Source organism: Franconibacter daqui, from assembly GCF_014644275.1.
GTDB classification, from domain to species: domain Bacteria; phylum Pseudomonadota; class Gammaproteobacteria; order Enterobacterales; family Enterobacteriaceae; genus Franconibacter; species Franconibacter pulveris.
On record NZ_BMKJ01000002.1, the window covers coordinates 631916 to 649259 of the forward strand.

Sequence of the window (17344 nt, forward strand, 5' to 3'; positions counted from 1 at the left end):
CCGTCGCCAGACTGCCTGCACCGCCGACGACCTTTAGCGCCGTTAAAACACGCGCCTCATAAGTAGATTGCTTTTTCCGCAGAAATCAGTAAAATTTTCGGGCTTTTAATATGACGCCGGGCTCCGTTCCTCGATGGGGCCCGGTGTTTTATTCACACAAGAGGATGTTATGGTAACTATTCGTTTAGCACGTCACGGCGCTAAAAAGCGTCCGTTCTACCAGGTTGTCGTTACTGATAGCCGCAATGCACGCAACGGCCGCTTCATTGAGCGCGTTGGTTTCTTCAACCCGATCGCTAACGAGAAAGAAGAAGGCACCCGCCTGAACCTGGATCGTATCGAGCACTGGGTTGGCCAGGGCGCTACCCTTTCCGATCGCGTTGCCGCGCTGATCAAAGAAGCAAAAAAAGCAGCTTAATCTGTCACGGTGGTCATGATGAGCAAGCAAGAGACCGCGAAAGCGCCTGTTGAACCGGTAGTGCTGGGGAAAATGGGTTCTACTTACGGTATCCGTGGTTGGCTCAGAGTGTTTTCCTCCACCGAAGACGCCGAAAGCATTTTTGACTATCAGCCCTGGTTTATCCAGAAGGCGGGTCAGTGGCAGCAAGTCGAGCTGGAAAGCTGGCGGCACCACAATCAGGATCTCATCATCAAGCTGAAAGGCGTTGACGATAGGGATGCCGCGAATCTACTGACCAATTGCGAAATTGTCGTGGATTCCTCGCAGTTGCCGGAGCTTGAAGAGGGTGATTACTACTGGAAAGACCTTATGGGTTGCCAGGTTATCACCACGGAAGGCTACGATCTTGGTAAAGTCGTCGATATGATGGAAACCGGGTCGAATGACGTCCTCGTCATCAAGGCAAACCTGAAAGATGCGTTTGGTATCAAGGAGCGGCTTCTTCCGTTCCTCGATGGGCAGGTTATCAAGAAAGTCGATCTCGCTACTCGTACTATCGAAGTAGATTGGGATCCTGGTTTTTGAACCTCCGGACAATACGGTAATAAGACGGCGCTATGTGGATTGGCATAATTAGCCTGTTTCCTGAGATGTTCCGCGCGATTACCGATTACGGGGTAACTGGCCGGGCAGTAAAAAATGGCCTGCTGAGCATCGACAGCTGGAGTCCTCGCGACTTCACGCATGACCGGCACCGTACCGTGGACGATCGTCCTTACGGCGGCGGACCGGGGATGCTGATGATGGTGCAACCCTTGCGGGACGCCATCCATGCAGCGAAAGCCGCGGCGGGCGAAGGCGCGAAGGTGATTTATCTTTCACCTCAGGGACGCAAGCTTGATCAAGCTGGCGTCAGCGAACTGGCGACAAACGAGAAGTTAATTCTGGTTTGCGGCCGGTACGAAGGGATAGATGAGCGCGTGATCCAGACCGAAATTGACGAAGAATGGTCAATCGGTGATTACGTACTCAGCGGTGGCGAGCTGCCAGCAATGACGCTGATTGACTCGGTCGCCCGGTTTATACCGGGAGTGCTGGGACATGAGGCTTCGGCGACGGAAGATTCCTTTGCCGACGGGTTGCTGGATTGCCCGCACTATACCCGACCTGAAGTGTTGGAAGGGATGGAAGTTCCGGCGGTATTACTGTCGGGCAACCATGCCGAGATACGTCGCTGGCGTCTGAAGCAGTCGCTGGGCCGCACCTGGCTTAGAAGACCTGAACTTCTGGAAAACCTGGCTCTGACTGAAGAGCAAGCAAGGTTGCTGGCGGAGTTCCAGCGGGAACATACGCAACAGCAACATAAACATGATGGGCAAGGCGAAGCGTAATCGCCGCCTCCCAAAACATCAGTTTACCCAGGATAAGAGATTAAATTATGAGCAACATTATTAAGCAACTTGAACAAGAGCAGATGAAGCAGGACGTACCTTCCTTCCGTCCGGGTGATACCGTGGAAGTGAAAGTATGGGTTGTTGAAGGTTCCAAAAAACGTCTGCAGGCATTCGAGGGCGTGGTTATCGCTATTCGTAACCGCGGTCTGCACTCTGCATTCACTGTTCGTAAGATTTCCAACGGCGAAGGCGTTGAGCGTGTCTTCCAGACTCACTCTCCGGTTGTTGACAGCATCGCTGTTAAACGTCGTGGTGCCGTTCGTAAAGCTAAACTGTACTACCTGCGTGAGCGTACCGGTAAGTCTGCTCGTATCAAAGAGCGTCTTAACTAAGATTCGCTTTCGCGACATCCCAGTTAAAAAGGCCTGGCATCTGCCAGGCCTTTTTTATTATCCGTATGCTGTTCATGCTCAGTCTCTTCACGCTTAACCTTTGAGTTATAAATCCGTTACACTAGCGCCCTGTTTTTCGGGAGACGACAGACGCGTGCATTCTCTTTCACCCACAACATCGCTTCGTGCAGCATGGCTGGCCTTATTCGCCATGGCGCTGATTGTTGTTGCGCCGCTTATCTCCGTCACCTTGCAAAAGAATGCCGCTAACAACATGCCTGGCATGATGCATCATGAGGTGCCTGAAATGTCGGGCATGATGATGCACCACGACCAGTCGCAGATGCCATTGCACGCCATGAATAGTGATGGCCCGCTAACATCGCATATTGACCACGCCGAAGCGTGCGGTTACTGCGTACTGCTGACGCATGTGCCGGGGCTTATTCTGCTTGCCGTGCTGCTGGTTTTCGGCTGGCTGCGCCAGCGCGTTATCCGGCGTGTCATCAGGGCTGAGCCGCTCTGGCTGTTTACGCCCTGGTCTCGTCCCCATACCCGCGCGCCGCCGCGACTGCCTGCTTTTTCCTGATCCCTTACGACACTTTTTGCGCCGCTGGTGCGAAAAGGCGAGGCTTCATTTTACCTAAGGAAAAGTATGACAACCTCATCTGCACGCGCGGCCTGGCTTACCCTGCTGCGCCGGTTCCATTTCTATATTGGGCTGTTCATCGGCCCGTTTATCTTTATCGCCGCGCTTTCGGGCACGCTCTATGTGGCAACCCCGCAACTGGAAAACGCGGTTTACGCTTCCGCTTTATACAGCGATGCGCAGGGAGAGGCGCAGCCGCTTGCCCGGCAGGTGGCTGCGGCTCAAGAGGCTACCGGCGAAACGCTGCGCCTTTATGCCATTCGTCCTGCTTCTGAGCCTGGCGAAACCACGCGCGTAATGTTTGCCGACCCCACGCTCGGCCCCTCCGAAACGCGGGGAATTTTCATCGATCCGGTAACACTTGCGGTGAAAGGCGACATGACGGTCTACGGCACCAGCGGCATTTTGCCGCTGCGCCAGCGAATTGATTATCTGCATCGTTCGTTACTGCTGGGTGATGCGGGGCGAGTCTACAGCGAGCTTGCCGCATCCTGGATGTGGGTGGCGGCGTCTGGCGGCATCGCCCTGTGGTGGCTGACGCGTCCGAAACGGCCACAGCGTCCTGCAAAAGCAAACGCCTTTGTTAAGACCCGACGCCTGCACATTACGCTCGGCTGGCTTCTGCTGGCGGGGTTGCTGCTCTTCTCAGCGACCGGGCTGACATGGTCGCAGTGGGCAGGCGCAAACGTGGACAAGCTTCGCGCCGCTATGGGCTGGCTGACGCCGCAGGTCAGCACTGCGCTTGCAGCAGGAGAGACGGCGCTCGCCGATCCGCATGCTGAACATCATATGCACCACACTTCTGCGATGATGTCGCCGAAGACAGACGCCTCGCGGATAGATGCGGTGCTGGAAGCGGCGCGTCGTGCGGGAATCGATGCTGCGAAAGTGGAAATCCGGCCGCCTCGCGAAGCGCAGCAGGCGTGGACGGTAACAGAAGTGGATCGCCGCTGGCCAACGCAGGTGGATGCCGTCGCCATCGATGCCGCGCATTTACAGGTGGTAGATGAAGCCCGGTTCGCAGATTTCCCGTTAATGGCGAAGCTCACCCGCTGGGGCGTCGATTTTCATATGGGCGTGCTGTTTGGTTTGCCGAACCAACTGGCGCTAATCGCATTCGGTATCGGGCTGTGTGTCGCCATCGTCATGGGATACCGCCTGTGGTGGCTGCGTCGCCCCACAGGGGCGCAGGTTAGCCCGGCGGCGACGCTGAGCGAAGCATGGCTTTCGCTTGGCGGCGCGGGCAGAGCAACGACGCTGCTTATTGCGCTGCTGCTCGGTTTTGCGCTGCCGGTGATGGGCGTAAGCCTGCTGTTGTTCTTTATCGTAGATATCGTGCGCTGGCAGGGGCAAAAACGCCGTCTTGCCAGCTCAAACGGCTAATCAGTAACGCCCTGTTGCCTGGCAGGGCGTAATTAATTGAGCCGCGACGCGCTCACGCCTTCATCCATCCCTTTTTGCCACTGCTGGCGCAACTGCGGCGCCGTATCTACGTCGTCGCACCCCGTCGGGAAAATTTTCCCGGCGAGGCCCCAGGCATAAAGCAGATCGGGCTGACAGATTTTTTCCTGACCACTGGCATAACCTCGCAGGTAGGCTTGGCGATCGACTTTCTTATCGTTGAAGTTAGCGGCAAGGGTCTCGTCGTTTTTCTTCTGTGCGCCTGCCGTGGCGTCTTCAAAACCAGCCTGATACCAGTCGGTGGCGCCGCGCGCCGGGGCATGCGTGTAAGGATCGACCTGACAGCCGGTAAGCAATACCAGAAGCAATGCGGGTAAAATACGCAGCACGGGAGTGTATCCTTATTTCATGTTGTTACTTTCAGCATAGCTTGCCGCTGCGTTTATCGCCGGATCTTACGGCCCGGCCTCGTACCTGATGATATTCGCCTGATTGCTGTAATATTATCTTTCCATATTTAGCCAGATATTTTCGCTTATAAGCGGCTAGTGTAACCATTAATTTACGTATTACGTGTTGAAATCTTTACTCTGTATGATATGGTGTTTTCACCCGTTAGGGTAACGACTATCGCAACGAGCAAACTAAGGATCGCCATCATGCAAAAAGACGCGCTGAATAACGTACATATCGCCGATGAACAGGTGTTAATCACTCCCGATCAACTGAAAGCCGAATTCCCGCTCTCCGCCGATCAGGAAGCGCAGATAGCCCGGTCTCGTCAGACGATCTCCGATATCATCGCTGGTCGCGATCCGCGTCTGCTGGTGGTTTGTGGACCTTGCTCGATCCACGATCCTGAAGCTGCGATTGATTATGCTCGTCGTTTTAAAGCCCTCTCGGAAGAGGTCAGCGATACGCTTTACCTGGTTATGCGCGTCTATTTTGAAAAACCCCGTACTACCGTGGGCTGGAAAGGGCTGATTAACGATCCGCACATGGATGGCTCGTTTGATGTAGAAGGCGGGCTGAAAATCGCCCGTCGTTTGCTGGTCGAACTGGTAAGCCTCGGTCTGCCGCTGGCGACCGAAGCGCTTGACCCGAATAGCCCGCAATACCTGGGCGACCTGTTTAGCTGGTCGGCGATTGGCGCACGCACTACGGAGTCTCAGACCCACCGTGAAATGGCGTCCGGTCTCTCTATGCCGGTCGGCTTTAAGAACGGCACTGACGGCAGCCTTGCGACAGCCATCAACGCCATGCGCGCCGCCGCTATGCCGCACCGTTTTGTCGGCATTAACCAGGCAGGCCAGGTTTGTCTGCTGCAAACCCAGGGTAACCCGGACGGTCATGTGATTCTGCGCGGCGGCAAAGCGCCTAACTACAGCCCGGCGGATGTCGCTCAGTGCGAAAAAGAGATGGAGCAGGCGGGACTGCGTCCGGCGCTGATGATAGATTGCAGTCATGGCAACTCCAATAAAGACTATCGTCGCCAGCCAGGCGTGGCGGAATCCGCCGTGGCGCAGATTAAAGACGGCAACCGCTCTATTATCGGCCTGATGATTGAAAGTCATCTGCATGAAGGCAATCAGTCTTCTGAGCAGCCGCGCAGCGAGATGAAATACGGCGTATCGGTAACGGATGCCTGTATCAGTTGGGAAACCACCGAAGCGCTGCTGCGCGAAATTCATCAGGATCTGGACGGCTCGCTGGCGGCGCGTCTCGTATAAGAGGTTAGTTATGGTGGCTGAATTGACCGCCCTGCGCGATCAAATTGATGAAGTGGACAAGGCGCTGCTGGGGTTACTGGCGCGCCGGCTGGAACTGGTAGCGGAAGTCGGCGAAGTGAAAAGCCGTTATGGGCTGCCGATTTATGTGCCGGAGCGCGAGGCCTCTATGCTCGCCTCGCGTCGTCATGAAGCGGAAGCCCTCGGCGTACCGCCTGACCTTATTGAAGATGTGCTCAGGCGCGTAATGCGCGAGTCATACTCCAGCGAAAATGATAAAGGTTTTAAAACTCTCTGTCCGACATTGCGCCCGGTGGTAATCGTTGGCGGCGGCGGCCAGATGGGGCGTCTGTTTGAAAAGATGCTGACGCTTTCAGGTTATGAAGTACGCATTCTGGAGCAAGAAGACTGGCCGCGCGCCGAAGCGTTGCTGGCGGATGCCGGCATGGTTATCGTCAGCGTGCCGATTCATGTAACGGAACAGGTTATCGCTAAGCTGCCTGCGCTGCCGGAAGACTGTATTCTGGTCGACCTTGCATCGGTGAAAAATGGCCCGCTGCAGGCGATGCTCGCTTCCCACCAGGGACCGGTGCTCGGCTTGCATCCGATGTTTGGCCCGGACAGCGGCAGCCTCGCTAAACAGGTCGTGGTTTACTGCGATGGCCGTCAGCCGGAAGCGTACCAGTGGTTCCTTGAGCAAATTCAGGTCTGGGGGGCGCGGCTGCATCGCATCAGCGCCGTTGAACATGATCAGAACATGGCGTTCATTCAGGCGCTTCGTCATTTCGCTACGTTTGCTTACGGCCTGCATCTGGCGGAAGAAAATGTACAACTGGAACAATTGCTGTCGCTCTCTTCGCCTATTTACCGGCTGGAGCTGGCGATGGTGGGTCGACTGTTTGCGCAGGATCCGCAGCTATACGCCGATATTATTATGTCGTCGCCCACTAATCTCGCGCTTATCAAGCGTTACTATCAGCGTTTTGGCGAAGCCATCGGCCTGCTAGAACAGGGCGACAAACAGGCCTTTATCGATAGCTTCCGTAAAGTTGAGCACTGGTTCGGTGATTACGCGAAGCGGTTCCAGAGTGAAAGCCGCACGCTGTTGCGCCAGGCCAACGACAGCCGCCAGTAAGCCAAAAGCGACTTATACTCAAAAGCCAGTGAGAAAACTCACTGGCTTTTTTCATGGCGACAAAAGGATGGCTGACATGACAGAACCGAAACCGTTATTTGACTACACCGGCGAGCTGCCGGAGGGTCCAACCTGGGATGCGGAAGAACAGGCGCTTTACTGGACCGATATCAATGCGAAAGAGATCCATCGCTATCATCTGCAAAGCGCAGAGCACCGTGTCTGGAAGTTTCCTGAAGAGGTGGGCTGTTTTGCGCTGCGTGAAAAGGGCGGCTTTATTGTCGCGCTGCGCAACGCCATCTGGCTTACCGATGAACATGGCGCGCTGACCCATAAAGTCTGTGACAACCCCAGCAACCCGGCGCTGGCGCGCTTTAACGACGGCGGTACCGACCGCGCAGGGCGTTTCTACGCGGGCACTTTCTGGGCCCCGGGCGATTATAACGGCGCGCTGCTGGTGCGGGTGGATCACAATCTTAAGCCCCGTGTCATTCATAGCGACATTCTGGGAGCGAATGGCCTGGCCTTCACGGAAGAGGGAGACTGGATGTATACCTCGGATACGCCAAACGCAGTCATTTATCGCACACCGCTGGATGAGCAGGGCGAGCCGGGCAAGCGCGAAATATTTAAGCGCTTTGCTGAAGGAGAAGGGGGCCCCGACGGCGCCGCAATAGATAAAGAGGGGTGCTACTGGACAGCGCTTTATGACGGCTGGCGTATCGCCCGCTTTTCACCACAGGGTGAACAACTGGCGGAATATCGGCTGCCGGTGCGCTGCCCGACAATGGTCTGCTTTGGCGGCCCGGACATGAAAACGCTGTTTATCACCACTTCCCGTGAAAACATGGAGCCGCAGGAGCTGGCGGAGCGTCCGCTTTCTGGCGCTATTTTTACGCTTGAGGTCGAGGTGGCAGGCATTGAGAAGCCGAAGTTTAAAGAAACGGCTTCTCAAGCGATATAACCGTCGCCAGGCCTGTCAGGCCGGGTCGACTGGCACCACGTTCTCGCTCGGATAACAGCCGAGCACCTTCATGGAGCGGGTGATTTCCGCCAGTTCGCGGAGCGCCTGCTGCATGGCGGCTTCTTTCACGTTGGCCTGAATGTCCAGGTAGAACATCTCTTCCCATGGATTACCGTGGATCGGGCGCGACTCCAGACGCGTCATAATCAGGTTATGGTTGCGCAGCACCAGCAACGCTTCAACCAGCGCGCCCGCCTGTTGACCTGTCGCCATCAGCAGGGTCGTTTTCGCCGGAACCTGTTCCGAGACGTTGATCGCCTTGCGGGCCAGTATCACAAAGCGGGTGATATTCTGCGTCTGGTTTGCGAGGTTGCGCTCCAGTACCTGTAAACCGTATAGCGCGCCGCCTGCTTCGCTGCCCAGCGCTGCAACGCGAGGCGACTTAGCTTGTGCGACTTTTTCCATCGCCGCCGCGGTACTTTCGCAATATTCAATTTTCCAGTGCGGATAGCGGTTAATAAACTGGCTGCACTGCTGGAACGGTTGCGGATGGCTGTAAACCGTGTCGATTTGCGCAAGGTCCGTTGAGGTTGCGACCAGCACGCAATGGTCGACCGGTACCGTCATCTCGCCAACAATAGAGAGGGTGGTGTGCTGGAGCAAATCGTAAACATCATTAATGGCCCCCGAGCTGGTGTTCTCCAGCGGCACGACGGCGTAGTCTGCCTGGCCTGTTTCCACCTGATTGAAAATATCCTGGAATTTGGCGCAGCCGCTTTCGATGAAGTGATCGAAATGGCGGGCGGCGTACTGCCTCGCAGCAAGGTGAGAATAGGAGCCTTTCGGGCCGAGAAACGCGATGCGGGCGGAGTGCGGATTGGTGTTGTTAAGATGTTGTTGCAACAGCGCTTGTTGGGTAAGAACGGAGTCTTCAATAATCAACTGGAAAAGCCGGGTGATGTAATGCGCATTAAGGTGGTGCGGTTTGCCCAGCGCGATAAGCCGCTCCAGCAAATCGCGCTCGCGATCGATATCACGTACCGGACGGTGGGTGGCAAGTTTCGCTTTACCCACTTCCACTGCCAATTCGCGACGCTGAGCCAGTAGCGCCAGCAGTTGTTCATCCAGAGCGCTTATCTTATCGCGCAGGGCTAATAACGGGTTTTCCGCAGTCATAACGCACCTTTTCGTTATCCATAAAAAAGGCCTCCCGTTTTGGGAGGCCTGTCAGTTCGTCTTCGCTTGTTTTCTTACACGACGAAACGCCTCCCATTCAGGGGAAGGTAAAAAAGAAAGCGAAGAAGAACGGTAGAAGTTTCATCAAAGATTCCTGTGTAGGGCTACAGGTAAAGTACCTGCACCGTTTTTGTTCTGTCAATAAAAAACGCGCCCTGAGGCGCGTTACTGGAGCGGTTGAGTTTACTCTTCTTCTGCTTCAACGAAGCTTGCATCTTTCACTGAGGTGGTGGCGCGACGCGCTTCTCCTTTGTGCTGCACTTTATTTAGCTGGCGCTCCAGCTTGTTGATGAGTTCATTAATGGCGGTATACATATCGTCATGCCTTGCGCTGGCGACAAGCTGCCCGTTAGGGGTATTGATAGTCGCATCGGCGACGAAACCCTGCGGTTCTTTTGATAAAACGATATGTGGGTTGATCAGATGCGTTTGCCATTTATCAAGTTTGGCGAGACGGTCGGTGACATGCTGGCGGATGGCCGGGGTGATATCCATTTGTTTGCTGGTAATGTTCATTGTCATAAATCTTACCTCTTGTCTTTCCGTCTTGGTAACTTCAGCATACCGCTTCGGGTGTCAATTTGTGTGATTAAGATCACTTAATTTTGTCACTTTTTGTCAATGCAGCGCTTTTGTGAGGCAGGACAGGAAGGGGGCATTTAGAACTTGTGGCCTGTGGCGAAAGCGGTCATAGTTGATGAGTTAACACTCCCGGCTTGTCTGTTCTTTTTTCATCCACTTCTTTGTATTGCCTGTTTTTTAAACATTTTTCCCGCTTACCTTTTCCTGGTGCTCCACGAAAAACGTCGATTCAGTAATAATGGCGGGGTAACGCTCGCCTGAAGCTGGCGGATATAAAACTTAAAAAGGATAACTATGAGAACGCCCTTACGACTCACAGCGATTTGTCGGCTTGCTGTCTGTTTTACGTTTGCCTGCGGTGCTATACCTGCTTTCGCCGCTTCATTCGACTGCGCAAAGGCTGGCACTGGTATCGAACATGCTATCTGCAATACCCCGGCGTTGAATGAACTTGATGGCCGGATCGATAACTATTACGTGCGCGCTATGGCTGATCTGCCGGTCGGTCAGGCTTCCGCTTTGCGTACTGAGCAGCGCGCGTGGCTTAAAAAGCGTAATGCCTGTGCAAATAATTCCGGCGACCTTAAAGCTTGCCTGGAGCCCATAATGAAAGCGCGCGCAACGGCGCTTGAAGACATTCATCATCGGGCCGCCAGCGATTTTGATGCGGCTGTAAGTCTGATCCCTGACTCTCCCGTTAATGCTGCCGATAAATTGCGGCAATACCAGACGCCGCTCGCGTCGGCATGGTTGGTTTACCTGAACCATTTTGTTCCGACAAGCGGCGTGACGGCGCAGGAAGCGCATAAATATCATCAGATGGCGCTTGAAGGGTTGCGAGACGATGATTTTGCTTATTCGGTGATGAAAGACATCGACAGCGATCCTAAAGAGAGCGCGGATCGCAAGGTATTGACGCTGCTGCGTATGAATATCGAGCGTGTTGATTACCAGTACGACGATGACGACGACCGGCCTTATGTGCACTGCTTTATATTCAAGGCTCATGGCGACGTGGCTTATACCTCCTTTGGAGGGATGTATGGTTCTTCCCGCGATGGCAGCGCGCCGGTTTGTAAGCCGCAGGATGTGATTTTCGATAATCCGGCCTGGACTACGTTAGATAACGCTTTTTCAGATGTGCTGGCGAAGGTCAGCCAGGATGCCGGGACTATCCAGTACGCCAGCTATGCCGACTGGCGCATCTTTGATTTACACGTAACCGTGGCGCCGGAAGATTACCTGACGATGACGAAAAAACCGGGTAAAAACGAAAGCCCGGTGGCGGAAATCCAGAACTGGAAAGATGAAAAAATCTGGCCCAAAGCGCAGCGCGAGCGAGCGCTCGCAGCGATTGAGCCTGCCCGTAAGGCTACCGCTGAATGGCTACAGAACGATTTGGGTTGGACGGCTGAAAATGGACTTAAGGGCGCGGATAATATTGTAAACCAGTGGCTGGCTGACCGAATGATGTTTATTGACGGCTCAGGCTGGACTGGAGAGTAGCGCGGAGCGCCCATAAAAAAGCCAGCCCGCAGGCTGGCTTTTCCTGTGACGACAGGTTTCAGGAACCGCTGTTGTTGGCCGCAATGATCTTCGCGACTTTATCCGCCTGCGCGTTGAGCTGAAGCTCGCGGTAGGCATTTTCCATCAGCCCCAGGCCTTCACGGGTCGCCTGAGTATCCGGGTAATCACGCAGCATGCCTTCTACGCGGTTAACAACCGCCACCCAGGCGCCGCGGCGGGTATAATATTCGGCCACGGAAAGCTCATATTTCGCCAGGCGGTCTTTCAGGTAGACCAGGCGTTTGCTGGCGTCGGTAACATACTGGCTGCGAGGGTAGCCGCGCACCAGTTTTGAGAAATCGCGGAAGGCGTCGCGGGCGTGCTGCGGATCGCGGTCGCTGCGGTCAACGCCAAAGAATCCCTGCAGCGCACTGTCGTCCAGCGCCATATTAGTCAAACCGCGCATGTAAATAACATAATCAATGTTAGGATGGGTCGGATTGAGACGCATGAAACGGTCAATAGCGGCCTGCGCCAGCGGCAGATCGGCGTTTTTATAATACGCATAAATCAGATCAAGCTGCACTTGCTGGGAGTAAGGGCCGAATGGATAGCGATTATCCAGCGCTTCCAGTTGCGTTATCGCCGCTTTCCAGTTACCGTCCTGCAACTTTTGCTGAGCAGTCGCGTAGATTTCCGAAGGCGGATTATCAGGAACCTCGTCCTTAGAACTGGAGCAACCCGCCAAAGCCAGGCTCAACGTGGCGGCTGCCACCAGATATTTCATGCGCGTCATGACTATTTGACTTTCCTCAGATGTTTGCGGGAGGTTCTGTTCCAGCTCCCGATTAAGACCAGCTACAATAGCACACTATATTAAACGGCAAAGCCGTAAAACCCAACGTTAACGAAGAAGCTGTATATGGCACAACTAGTACAACTCACCGCAACGGTGTCCGAAAAACAACTCGGCCAACGCTTAGATCAGACTTTGGCTGAATTGTTCCCGGATTATTCGCGCTCACGCATAAAAGAATGGATTCTGGACCAACGCGTGCTGGTCAACGGCAAAATTTGCGATAAGCCGAAAGAGAAAGTGTTGGGTGGGGAGAGTGTCGCCATCAATGCTGAAATCGAAGAGGAAGCGCGTTTTGAGCCGCAAGATATTCCTCTGGATATCGTCTATGAAGATGAAGACATCCTGGTTATCAACAAGCCGCGCGACCTCGTCGTCCATCCGGGCGCAGGCAACCCCGATGGCACGGTGCTGAACGCATTGCTGCACTATTATCCGCCGATTGTTGATGTGCCGCGCGCAGGCATTGTCCATCGTCTGGATAAAGACACCACGGGTCTGATGGTGGTAGCAAAAACCGTTCCGGCGCAAACCCGGCTGGTTGAAGCGCTGCAATTGCGTGAAATTACGCGCGAGTATGAAGCGGTGGCGATTGGTCATATGACCGCGGGCGGTACGGTGAGCGAGCCTATCAGCCGCCATCCCACCAAGCGTACCCATATGTCGGTGCATCCGATGGGGAAACCTGCGGTGACGCATTATCGCATTATGGAACATTTCCGTATTCACACCCGTCTGCGTCTGCGCCTGGAAACAGGCCGCACGCACCAGATCCGCGTTCATATGGCGCATATCACCCATCCGCTGGTGGGCGATCAGCTTTACGGCGGCCGTCCTCGACCGCCGAAAGGCGCCTCCGAGGCGTTCATTCAGGCGTTGCGTAGTTTTGACCGTCAGGCGCTTCACGCCACAATGCTGCGTCTTTATCACCCCATCAGCGGCATTATGATGGAATGGCATGCGCCTATTCCGCAGGATATGGTGGAGTTGATCGAAGCGCTGCGCGCCGATTTCGAAACGCACAAAGATCAAGTGGACTGGTTATGAGCAAATTGATTATCCCGCAGTGGCCGTTGCCTGAAGGCGTGGCGGCATGCAGCACCACAAGAGTCGGCGGCGTAAGCCTGTCTCCCTGGGACGCTCTTAACCTGGGCGCGCATTGCGGCGATGATCTGACGCATGTCGAAGAGAACCGCAGACGCGTTTATGAGGCGGCAAATTTCCCCTCTAAACCCGTCTGGCTCGAACAAGTGCACGGCAAGACGGTGTTAAAGCTTACCGGCGAGCCTTACGCTTCTAAGCGGGCAGATGCATCATACAGCAATACAGCAGGCACGGTTTGCGCGGTGATGACGGCGGATTGCCTGCCCGTCTTGTTCTGTAATAAAAGCGCTACAGAAGTGGCGGCGGCGCATGCCGGCTGGCGCGGATTATGCGAAGGCGTACTGGAAGAAACGGTGGCCTGTTTTCAGGATGAACCGCAAAACATCATGGCCTGGCTTGGACCTGCCATTGGCCCGCAGGCGTTTGAAGTAGGGCCTGAAGTACGTGAAGCGTTTATGGAAAAAGATGCCCAGGCGGAGCGCGCGTTTCGTCCTTTAGCTGACAAATACCTGGCCGATATTTATCAATTGGCGCGGCAGCGGCTGGCTAACGTCGGCGTTGAGCACATCTACGGCGGCGATCGCTGTACATATACTGAAAAGCGCGATTTTTTCTCATATCGCCGCGACAGAACTACGGGTCGTATGGCAAGTTTTATTTGGCTGATATAACCTATTGAATCAAGACGATCCAGTACGCGTAACTTAAACCTCTTATATTTCAGGTCACTCACCTTGAATAATTGAGGGATGACCTCATTTAATCTCCAGTAGCAATTTTGACCTGTTATGGGAGGAGTTATGCGTCTGGATCGTCTTACTAATAAGTTCCAACTCGCCCTCGCCGATGCCCAGTCTCTCGCTCTTGGGCACGACAACCAATTTATCGAACCCCTTCATGTGATGAGCGCGTTGCTCAATCAGGAAGGCGGCTCCGTGCGTCCTTTGTTGACTTCAGCTGGCGTGAATGCAGGCCAGTTGAGCACCGCTATTGAGCAAGCGCTGAATCGTCTGCCGCAGGTTGAGGGCACAGGCGGGGATGTGCAGCCTTCTCAGGATCTCGTCCGCGTATTGAATCTGTGCGATAAGCTGGCGCAGAAGCGGAACGACAATTTTATCTCGTCAGAGCTTTTCGTTCTGGCGGCGCTGGAATCGCGCGGCACGCTTGCAGATTTGCTGAAAAACGCCGGTGCGACCACCGCTTCTGTTACTCAGGCTATTGATCAAATGCGTGGAGGCGAAAGCGTGAACGATCAGGGTGCTGAAGACCAACGTCAGGCATTGAAAAAATATACCGTCGATCTTACTGAACGCGCCGAGCAGGGCAAACTTGACCCGGTAATTGGCCGCGACGAAGAGATTCGACGCACTATTCAGGTGTTGCAACGCCGTACCAAGAATAACCCGGTATTGATTGGCGAGCCGGGGGTAGGTAAGACCGCCATCGTGGAAGGTCTGGCGCAGCGTATTGTTAACGGTGAAGTGCCGGAAGGGTTAAAAGGTCGTCGCGTGCTGGCGCTGGACATGGGCGCGCTGGTTGCCGGGGCGAAATACCGCGGCGAGTTTGAAGAACGCCTGAAAGGCGTGTTGAACGACCTTTCGAAACAGGAAGGCAACGTCATTCTGTTTATCGATGAGTTGCATACTATGGTTGGCGCAGGCAAAGCCGATGGCGCCATGGATGCCGGCAACATGTTAAAACCGGCGCTGGCCCGCGGCGAGCTGCACTGCGTGGGCGCCACTACGCTTGATGAATATCGTCAATATATTGAAAAAGACGCTGCGCTGGAGCGCCGTTTCCAGAAAGTGTTTGTGGCGGAGCCGACGGTTGAAGACACCATCGCTATCCTGCGTGGGCTGAAAGAGCGTTATGAGCTGCACCATCATGTGCAAATAACCGACCCGGCTATCGTCGCGGCGGCTACGCTTTCGCATCGTTATATTTCGGATCGCCAGTTGCCGGACAAAGCCATCGACCTTATCGACGAAGCGGCATCCAGCATCCGCATGCAGATTGATTCGAAGCCGGAAGAGCTTGACCGCCTCGACCGTCGTATTATCCAGCTGAAGCTTGAACAGCAGGCGCTGATGAAAGAATCAGACGAGGCGAGTAAAAAACGCCTTGATATGCTGAATGAAGAACTGGCGGATAAAGAACGTCAATACTCTGGGCTGGAAGAGGAATGGAAAGCGGAAAAAGCCTCCCTTTCGGGTACACAGACCATTAAAGCGGAACTGGAGCAGGCTAAAATCGCGATTGAACAGGCGCGCCGCGTAGGCGACCTGGCGCGGATGTCCGAGCTTCAGTACGGGAAAATTCCGGAGCTTGAAAAACAGCTGGCGGCGGCAACGCAGTCGGAAGGGAAAACCATGCGCCTGCTTCGCAATAAAGTCACCGATGCGGAAATCGCAGAAGTGCTGGCGCGCTGGACCGGTATTCCTGTTTCCCGAATGATGGAAAGCGAGCGCGAGAAGCTGTTGCGTATGGAGCAGGAGCTTCACCATCGCGTGATCGGCCAGGATGAAGCCGTCGAAGCGGTTTCAAATGCGATTCGCCGCAGCCGTGCTGGGCTCTCCGACCCGAACCGTCCGATTGGCTCCTTCCTCTTCCTGGGGCCGACTGGTGTGGGTAAAACGGAGCTGTGTAAGGCGCTGGCTAACTTTATGTTTGATAGCGACGATGCAATGGTGCGTATCGACATGTCGGAATTCATGGAGAAACACTCTGTTTCTCGTCTGGTCGGTGCGCCTCCAGGCTATGTCGGTTATGAAGAGGGCGGGTATTTAACGGAAGCGGTACGCCGTCGGCCATATTCCGTGATCCTGCTGGATGAAGTCGAGAAGGCGCACCCGGATGTCTTCAACATTCTGTTGCAAGTGCTGGACGATGGACGACTGACGGATGGGCAGGGCAGAACGGTCGACTTCCGCAATACGGTTGTCATTATGACATCAAACCTGGGGTCTGACTTGATTCAGGAACGTTTCGGCGAACTGGACTATGCCAGCATGAAGGATTTAGTGTTGGGTGTGGTTAGCCATAACTTCCGTCCTGAATTTATTAACCGTATAGATGAGGTAGTGGTTTTCCATCCGCTTGGTCAGCGCCATATCGCCTCGATAGCGCAGATCCAGTTGCAACGTCTTTATAAACGTCTGGAGGAGCGAGGCTATGCTGTGCATATCTCCGACGAGGCGCTGCGGTTGCTTGGCGAAAATGGCTACGATCCCGTCTATGGCGCGCGCCCGCTGAAGCGTGCTATTCAACAGCAGATCGAAAACCCGCTGGCGCAGCAGATTTTGTCCGGAGAGTTGATTCCTGGCAAAACGATTGAGCTGGTGGTGAAGGACGAGAAGATTGCAGCTGTGCAGTAAATCGCAAAATGATAAAAACGGGCCCTGCGGGGCTCGTTTTTGTTTGAAAACCAGGCGATGATGACGATCTTTTCAGCGCAATGATTGAAAAAGAAGCGGGCGATAAGTTTTTTCTAATTTTTACTTGTCAGCCTGAAAACAGGCCCTATAATGCGCCTCCATCGACACGGCGCTGGTGAACAACATCACACAGCGACGGTGAGTCGGAAGAGAAAAAATCCTGAAGTTAAGGGTTGACTCTGAAAGAGGAAAGCGTAATATACGCCACCTCGCGACAGCAGGCTGAATGCCGCGTCAGGGCTGCGATATCTTAAACGTCTCCGGACGATAAATGATTAGCAAGTCTCATGAGTGAACACGTAATTCATTACGAAGTTTAATTCATTGAGCATCAAACTTTAATTGAAGAGTTTGATCATGGCTCAGATTGAACGCTGGCGGCAGGCCTAACACATGCAAGTCGAGCGGCAGCGGAAAGTAGCTTGCTACTTTGCCGGCGAGCGGCGGACGGGTGAGTAATGTCTGGGAAACTGCCTGATGGAGGGGGATAACCACTGGAAACGGTGGCTAATACCGCATAACGTCGCAAGACCAAAGTGGGGGACCTTCGGGCCTCATGCCATC

At 54.4% G+C, this 17344-nt stretch carries 18 protein-coding genes, 1 rRNA gene and 1 other annotated feature; of the genes, 14 read left to right on the forward strand and 5 right to left on the reverse strand.

Features of this window, described 5'->3' with window-relative positions; all coding sequences use genetic code 11:
* Positions 1–169: 169 nt before the first annotated feature.
* From rpsP to IEX01_RS12270, 6 genes are all read left to right on the forward strand, one after another.
* Positions 170–418 carry a 30S ribosomal protein S16 gene (gene rpsP / locus IEX01_RS12245; protein ID WP_024556461.1) on the forward strand — a complete coding sequence of 83 codons (249 nt, stop codon included), beginning with the start codon at positions 170–172 and terminating at the stop codon, positions 416–418.
* 18 nt (positions 419–436) lie between these two features.
* On the forward strand, positions 437–985 hold the full coding sequence (gene rimM / locus IEX01_RS12250; protein WP_024556462.1) for a ribosome maturation factor RimM: 549 nt from the start codon (positions 437–439) through the stop codon (positions 983–985).
* A gap of 32 nt (positions 986–1017) precedes the next feature.
* The gene (gene trmD / locus IEX01_RS12255; protein WP_024556463.1) at positions 1018–1791 is read left to right on the forward strand and encodes a tRNA (guanosine(37)-N1)-methyltransferase TrmD; all 774 of its coding nucleotides are present in this window, start codon (positions 1018–1020) and stop codon (positions 1789–1791) included.
* Between the two features lie 47 nt (positions 1792–1838).
* Positions 1839–2186 (forward strand): 50S ribosomal protein L19, encoded by a 348-nt coding sequence (gene rplS / locus IEX01_RS12260; RefSeq protein WP_002914145.1) that lies wholly within the window; start codon positions 1839–1841, stop codon positions 2184–2186.
* Positions 2187–2340: 154 nt separating this feature from the next.
* The gene (locus tag IEX01_RS12265; RefSeq protein WP_268237267.1) at positions 2341–2775 is read left to right on the forward strand and encodes a DUF2946 domain-containing protein; all 435 of its coding nucleotides are present in this window, start codon (positions 2341–2343) and stop codon (positions 2773–2775) included.
* A gap of 66 nt (positions 2776–2841) precedes the next feature.
* Complete coding sequence (locus tag IEX01_RS12270) at positions 2842–4218, forward strand: PepSY-associated TM helix domain-containing protein (protein ID WP_188723931.1); 1377 nt, start codon at positions 2842–2844, stop codon at positions 4216–4218.
* A 32-nt stretch (positions 4219–4250) separates the two neighbouring features.
* Here IEX01_RS12270 and IEX01_RS12275 read toward each other — a convergent pair whose 3' ends face one another.
* The gene (locus tag IEX01_RS12275; RefSeq protein WP_048887670.1) at positions 4251–4625 is read right to left on the reverse strand and encodes a DUF2799 domain-containing protein; all 375 of its coding nucleotides are present in this window, start codon (positions 4623–4625) and stop codon (positions 4251–4253) included.
* 270 nt (positions 4626–4895) lie between these two features.
* Here IEX01_RS12275 and aroF point away from each other — a divergent pair, with 270 nt between their 5' ends.
* The 3 genes from aroF (at position 4896) to IEX01_RS12290 (ending at position 8062) form a co-directional block, all read left to right on the forward strand.
* Positions 4896–5966: a 3-deoxy-7-phosphoheptulonate synthase AroF gene (aroF, locus tag IEX01_RS12280; protein WP_024556467.1), complete on the forward strand. Its 1071-nt coding sequence runs from the start codon at positions 4896–4898 to the stop codon at positions 5964–5966.
* 10 nt (positions 5967–5976) lie between these two features.
* Positions 5977–7098 carry a bifunctional chorismate mutase/prephenate dehydrogenase gene (gene tyrA / locus IEX01_RS12285; RefSeq protein WP_024556468.1) on the forward strand — a complete coding sequence of 374 codons (1122 nt, stop codon included), beginning with the start codon at positions 5977–5979 and terminating at the stop codon, positions 7096–7098.
* A gap of 76 nt (positions 7099–7174) precedes the next feature.
* Complete coding sequence (locus IEX01_RS12290; protein ID WP_024556469.1) at positions 7175–8062, forward strand: SMP-30/gluconolactonase/LRE family protein; 888 nt, start codon at positions 7175–7177, stop codon at positions 8060–8062.
* Between the two features lie 15 nt (positions 8063–8077).
* Here IEX01_RS12290 and pheA read toward each other — a convergent pair whose 3' ends face one another.
* The 3 genes from pheA to raiA form a co-directional block, all read right to left on the reverse strand.
* The gene (gene pheA / locus IEX01_RS12295) at positions 8078–9238 is read right to left on the reverse strand and encodes a bifunctional chorismate mutase/prephenate dehydratase (RefSeq protein WP_188723932.1); all 1161 of its coding nucleotides are present in this window, start codon (positions 9236–9238) and stop codon (positions 8078–8080) included.
* A 20-nt stretch (positions 9239–9258) separates the two neighbouring features.
* Positions 9259–9384, reverse strand: a sequence feature (Phe leader region).
* A complete protein-coding gene (pheL, locus tag IEX01_RS21445; RefSeq protein ID WP_121497579.1) occupies positions 9336–9383 on the reverse strand; it encodes a pheA operon leader peptide PheL in 48 nt (15 codons plus the stop codon). It overlaps the preceding feature by 48 nt.
* Positions 9385–9481: 97 nt before the next feature.
* A complete protein-coding gene (raiA, locus tag IEX01_RS12305; RefSeq protein ID WP_024554297.1) occupies positions 9482–9820 on the reverse strand; it encodes a ribosome-associated translation inhibitor RaiA in 339 nt (112 codons plus the stop codon).
* 354 nt (positions 9821–10174) lie between these two features.
* Here raiA and IEX01_RS12310 point away from each other — a divergent pair, with 354 nt between their 5' ends.
* Positions 10175–11386 (forward strand): lysozyme inhibitor LprI family protein, encoded by a 1212-nt coding sequence (locus IEX01_RS12310; protein WP_188723934.1) that lies wholly within the window; start codon positions 10175–10177, stop codon positions 11384–11386.
* A gap of 58 nt (positions 11387–11444) precedes the next feature.
* Here the strand turns inward: IEX01_RS12310 and bamD are convergent, their stop codons facing one another.
* A complete protein-coding gene (bamD, locus tag IEX01_RS12315; protein WP_024556472.1) occupies positions 11445–12182 on the reverse strand; it encodes an outer membrane protein assembly factor BamD in 738 nt (245 codons plus the stop codon).
* Positions 12183–12308: 126 nt separating this feature from the next.
* Here bamD and rluD point away from each other — a divergent pair, with 126 nt between their 5' ends.
* The 4 genes from rluD to IEX01_RS12335 all read left to right on the forward strand — a co-directional run.
* A complete protein-coding gene (gene rluD, locus IEX01_RS12320; protein WP_024556473.1) occupies positions 12309–13289 on the forward strand; it encodes a 23S rRNA pseudouridine(1911/1915/1917) synthase RluD in 981 nt (326 codons plus the stop codon).
* Positions 13286–14017: a purine nucleoside phosphorylase YfiH gene (gene yfiH / locus IEX01_RS12325; RefSeq protein WP_188723935.1), complete on the forward strand. Its 732-nt coding sequence runs from the start codon at positions 13286–13288 to the stop codon at positions 14015–14017. The genes rluD and yfiH overlap by 4 nt, the downstream gene beginning before the upstream one ends.
* 129 nt (positions 14018–14146) lie before the next feature.
* Complete coding sequence (gene clpB, locus IEX01_RS12330; protein WP_024556475.1) at positions 14147–16720, forward strand: ATP-dependent chaperone ClpB; 2574 nt, start codon at positions 14147–14149, stop codon at positions 16718–16720.
* A gap of 399 nt (positions 16721–17119) precedes the next feature.
* Positions 17120–17344, forward strand: a 16S ribosomal RNA gene (locus IEX01_RS12335); the annotation flags it as partial.